The following is a 4692-nucleotide window of genomic DNA, read 5'->3' on the forward strand; positions in this document are numbered from 1 at the left end:
AGCGCATGATGAACGGCCTGGCGGTTCGCGGGCGGCGCCTCCTCGTAGACCACCGCCGCCATCAGCTGGTGGCGGAAGCGGATCCGCCCGTCCGAGCGCTCGGTGAGCAGGCCCGAGTGCAGCGCCTCGTCCCACGCGACCGCGTCGAGGCCGAGCACATCACCGGCCTGGCACATGGTGTTCCGGTCGCTGCGGTCATCGGCGGCGGCGAGGAGGAGCGCGGTACGGGCGGGCGCGGACAACCTCTCGATCCGGGCGCGGAAGGCACGGCGCAGCCGGGGCCCGACGGCGACCTGCTCATCGGCAAGAGGGTGCGTCGAGATGTCGCCGGCCGCCACGGACGTGGGCAATTCCTGGAGTGCGAGGGGATTTCCGGCTGCCGCGTGGATCGTGCGGCGGATCACTGACTCGTCCGCGTGGGGAGCGACGGAACGGGCGAGGAGCCGGGCGTCCTCGTCGCCCAGCTCCCGGACCTCCATGGCCGCCAGTTTCTCCCAGGGGCCGTCGACGGGGTCGTCGTGTCCGGTGAGGAGCATGACCACGGGCTCGTCGCGCAGCCGGCGCGCGACGAAGGCCAGGCACTGCGCGGATGGCTCGTCCAGCCACTGAGCGTCGTCGGCGATGATGAGCAGCGGCCGTTCCTCGGCCAGCTCGCCGACGAGCGTCACTACGGCCACGCCGATCAGGAACCGGTCCGCCACGTCGCTGCTGGTACCGAGCGCCCCGTTCAAGGCGTTGGCCTGCGACTGCAGGAGCGTACTGATCCGCTCCGTCACCGGCCACAACAATTCATGCAGAGCGGCGAACGTCAGCCCCGACTCAAGACGAGTGCCCGCACATCGCAAGACAGTGAAGTCCGCAGCCGCGGACTCTGCTACATATTCCAGCAGGGCGGTCTTGCCGATGCCGGGGTCCCCCCACAGCACCAGCGTTGCCCCGTCGCCTTGCCGAGCACCGTCAAGGATCCGGTCAAGGGCTGCCTGCTCCTGGCACCGTCCGTAAAGGTCCATTTGCTTGAAAGCTTAAAGGGCTGCGGTCGCCCCGAGCCACTCGCGCTGCCCGCGTTCAACCAGATTTGACAGTTCCATGACCGATACGGTGACGGATCCGCTGCCATCCCTTCATCGGTAGCGTCGCAAACGTGATCTGCGCATTCGCAAAACTGCGCCACGCCGTCGGCCCGACCACCGGAGACATCAGCAAACTCCGCCATGCCGTTCCCCACCATCCCCACCACCGCCCACACGGAGACTCGGCATGACCACCGTTCTCATCGTCGACGACCACGTCCTGCAGCGCTTCGGCTTCCGGATGCTTCTGGAACAACACCCCGGTCTGACCGTGGTGGGCGAAGCCGCCCACGGCACCGAGGCGGTCCGCAAAGCCGCCGCACTGCGCCCCGACGTCGTACTCATGGACGTACGGATGCCCGGCATGGACGGCATCGAGGCCACCCGCCGCATCATCGAGTCCGAAGGCCGCTCCCGCGTCCTGGTTGAGGCGCCGCCTAGGCAGCAGGAGGCAGCCGAGCCCTTCGATGATCATGAGCGCGAAGACCCGCATGCGGGTCGTTCAGCAGCTTTGGCGGCGCAGGAGGTGATCCCCGATGACACCGGCTGAGTCGAAGGAGAACCTGCCGGCGTCGGCCTGTCCCCCCGGGAGCCACAGCCTGGGGCTGGGGGTGTGGTGCGTCAGATGTGCTGCCCGGCGTCGAGCAGGGCGAGGGCGTTGTTTATCCCCTGATCGAGGAGCTCATGGGCGAGTTGAGTGTCGGTCAAGGCGCGGGAAAGCTGCAGCGTCCCGGCCATCAGGCCGAGGAGGCTGAGCGCCTTCACGCGTGCGGAGTTCGGGGCTTCGGGCGCCATGCGGGCGGCAATGCCGTCGATGAGGACCAGCACGCCGTCGGTGTACGCCTGCCTGGTCATGTCGGTGCAGCGCCCGATCTCGTCGAGCAGAGCGGCGTTGGGGCAGCCGTCGCCAAGGCTGTCACGGTGCTGGGGCGACAGGTACCCCCGCACAATCTGCTCGAGTCCGGCACGGCCGGGTGCGGCCTGCGCGACGACACTCTCGGCCTGCGCCTTCAACTGGTCGGCGATTGCCGTGGTGACGAGGTCGTCTTTGGATTCGAAGTGGGCGTAGAAGGCCCCGTTGGTCAGCCCCGCGTCCTTCATGAGCGTCGAGACCCCGGAGCCGTCGATACCGTCTTGCTTGAACCGGCGGCCCGCCGTCTCGATGATCCGCCGCCTCGTCTCCGCCTTGTGCTCTTTTCCGTACCGCACCACAGCACACGCTCCTTCGCGGGCCGGAAGGGCCGGTTGCCCTTCACCGACTTCCCCAGTCTATGGTATTGCGAACGTAATCCAAAGGGTCGCCAGCGGCGACGGTCGGCCACCTCGTCACCTGCCGCCCTCTGCGGCAGGGTCGACGGGCTTTCACCATGAGGGCAGCCACGGACGCAGCGCCTGGACTCGCCCTCGTCGGCGAGGCTAACGGCGTCGGCCGTCACCATGAGCCTTGCCGGCCACCCCACAGGCGCACTGCCGCTCATCACCCAGAACGCCGGCGTCTGGAGAGCGGGGCGCGCGCTCTGCCCCTCTTGGAGCGCTCCCCCGCTCACAATCGCCGCTGGAACGCCGAACACGCTGCTCCTCAACCGGGCCGGCACGGACATCGCGCCAAGGACATCGAGGACGGCCCGGCCGACGTCAGCACCGTGGGCTCGATGGCGCTCGCCACCCCCGACCTCATGGAGCGCGTACGCGCCAACGCCCACCTCAACACCCCCCAACATTTTCTACGGCGGCGGCGCTGCCGCCTACACCGACAACCCCGTCCAAGCCGCCCGAGCACAGCGCCAGGCGCCCGTGGGAAGTGTCTCCCCGGGCGCCCAGGCATGGCTGCGACACACACCAGCCTCACAACCGACGAGTCACCAAGGGGCAATGGGCCGCTGCCGAGTGAAATATCGATGCACCCCTGCTCTCCCGGCTGCCCCCACGGGCCGAGGGCCCTGCCCGCGGAGTCACACTCAAGAGGCGGGCACCGGGAAGAGCATGCAGCTGCTGGTGGCGTGGGCGAGCAGACGGTCCTTCGCGTCGACCAACTGGGCCTGCGCCAAGGCGGTTTGGCGGCCCTTGCTGACGACCGTACCGATGGCGCGCACCGGTCCCGTGTCCACGGTGATCCGCCGCAGGAACTTCACCGTCAGGTCGAGTGAGGTGTACCCCACGCCCTGCGGGAGGGTGGACTGGACGGCGCAGCCCGCCGCCGAGTCGAGCAGGGTGGCGAAGATGCCGCCATGCACGCTGCCGATCGGGTTGTAATGCTCCTCCCCCGGCGTCAGGGAGAAGACCGCCCTGCCGGGTTCGACCTCGTCCAGGGTGAAGTCGATGGTGTGGTTGATGGGCGGCCCCGGCAGTCGCCCCGCCTGCAACGCGCGCAGGAAGTCGATGCCGGCCATGCGTCCGGCGACCTCCGCCAGGATCGCGGGATCTTCCCATTGATACGTACGTGTCCGTCCCACGATCGAACGCCTTCCTATCTGACTTTTGCAAATGAAGCTAGCTTCCGTCTCACCTGACTGTCAATGACGAAGCCAGGACCCTACAATGGCTGGATGGAGTGGCTTGAGGCGAGCACGGAGAACTGCCCCGTACAGCGCACGCTCGACGTGATCGGGGAGAAATGGACGCTGCTGATTCTGCGGGACGCAGTCAACGGAGTCCGCCGCTTCGACGACTTCCACCGCCACATCGGCCTCTCGGAAGCCGTCCTCAGCAACCGCCTCCGCAAGCTGACCACGGCCGGCATCCTCAAGACCGTCCCCTACCAAGAGCCCGGCACCCGTTCCCGCAACGAATACCGCCTGACCCGCAAGGGCTGGGACCTGTGGCCCGTCCTCATGGCACTGACCCAGTGGGGCGAGGCATACACCCTCGACTCCGAGGGCCCCGTACTGGACGTCCGCCACACCGAGTGCGACGGCCCGGTCCGCGTCGTAGTGGAATGTTCCACGGAACACTCCACCCTCACCCCCCGTGACGTCACCGCCCGGCTGGGAACAGGCGCCCGCCTCCGATCGTGAGCCATCGACCTCGCGGTCGCGGGCCAGCCTGCGATGGGGCATCAGCCGAGTGCCGTGTAATCCGCCGCCCGTTGTCCCCAGGGCATGATCGACTTCGGTGCACCGCCGAACCGAAATCGATGGGCGCTCCGGTCGCAGTCTTGAGCGCCTTCGCCGTCCCCGGCGTCCTGTCCTCGCGTTCCCGTGCGAAGGCCGTCCCGCGCCTCCTGGACGCTCCCCGCCCACAACGTCGCTGGCGCCCCATGTCCCGCTGCGACAACCGCACCGAGGTCCGCCCCCACCAAGCCCGCAGCCAGGCGGAGCGGCCACCCCCCGACGGCCTGAACCCACCGGCTGACTGAGCCACCACGAGCACCTGACGCAACCGCGCTCAGCTCACCCGGCGGGCCTCATCCGAAATGCGGGGCCGGGGGCGCTCTCGATGTCTTCCGCCTGCACGGCGTGGCCCCGTTCGCAGTGGATCTGCGCGTCGACGTGCGCACCGCATCCGCGGTGCCGCGCCAATACGGCCGGGCCCTCCGGGTCGGCGCGGTAAGGGTCGCCCCACTGCAGGAGCCCCATCACCGCCGGGACGAGATCCACACCCTTGGGCGTGATCACGTACTTCG

At 68.5% G+C, this 4692-nt stretch carries 4 protein-coding genes and 2 pseudogenes; 2 read left to right on the plus strand and 4 right to left on the minus strand.

Annotated elements, in window-relative coordinates:
• On the minus strand, positions 1–1010 hold a 1010-nt coding region (locus CLM62_RS09190), incomplete at its 3' end, for an ATP-binding protein (RefSeq protein ID WP_179382020.1).
• 247 nt (positions 1011–1257) lie between these two features.
• Between CLM62_RS09190 and CLM62_RS09195 the strand changes: the two are divergent.
• A pseudogene (locus tag CLM62_RS09195) lies at positions 1258–1497 on the plus strand (response regulator transcription factor); the annotation flags it as partial.
• Between the two features lie 194 nt (positions 1498–1691).
• Here the strand turns inward: CLM62_RS09195 and CLM62_RS09200 are convergent.
• Positions 1692–2282, minus strand: a complete 591-nt coding sequence (locus tag CLM62_RS09200) for a TetR/AcrR family transcriptional regulator (RefSeq protein ID WP_095749362.1) — start codon at positions 2280–2282, stop codon at positions 1692–1694.
• A 746-nt stretch (positions 2283–3028) separates the two neighbouring features.
• A complete protein-coding gene (locus CLM62_RS09210) occupies positions 3029–3523 on the minus strand; it encodes a PaaI family thioesterase (RefSeq protein ID WP_095749363.1) in 495 nt (164 codons plus the stop codon).
• A gap of 93 nt (positions 3524–3616) precedes the next feature.
• Here CLM62_RS09210 and CLM62_RS09215 point away from each other — a divergent pair, with 93 nt between their 5' ends.
• Entirely contained in the window at positions 3617–4084 is a 468-nt protein-coding gene (locus tag CLM62_RS09215; RefSeq protein ID WP_095749364.1) for a helix-turn-helix domain-containing protein, read from the plus strand.
• A gap of 375 nt (positions 4085–4459) precedes the next feature.
• Here the strand turns inward: CLM62_RS09215 and CLM62_RS09220 are convergent.
• Positions 4460–4692, minus strand: a pseudogene (locus tag CLM62_RS09220) (transcriptional regulator); the annotation flags it as partial.

The sequence above is a fragment of the Streptomyces sp. SA15 genome (assembly GCF_002291145.1).
In the GTDB taxonomy this organism is placed as follows: Bacteria; Actinomycetota; Actinomycetes; order Streptomycetales; family Streptomycetaceae; genus Streptomyces.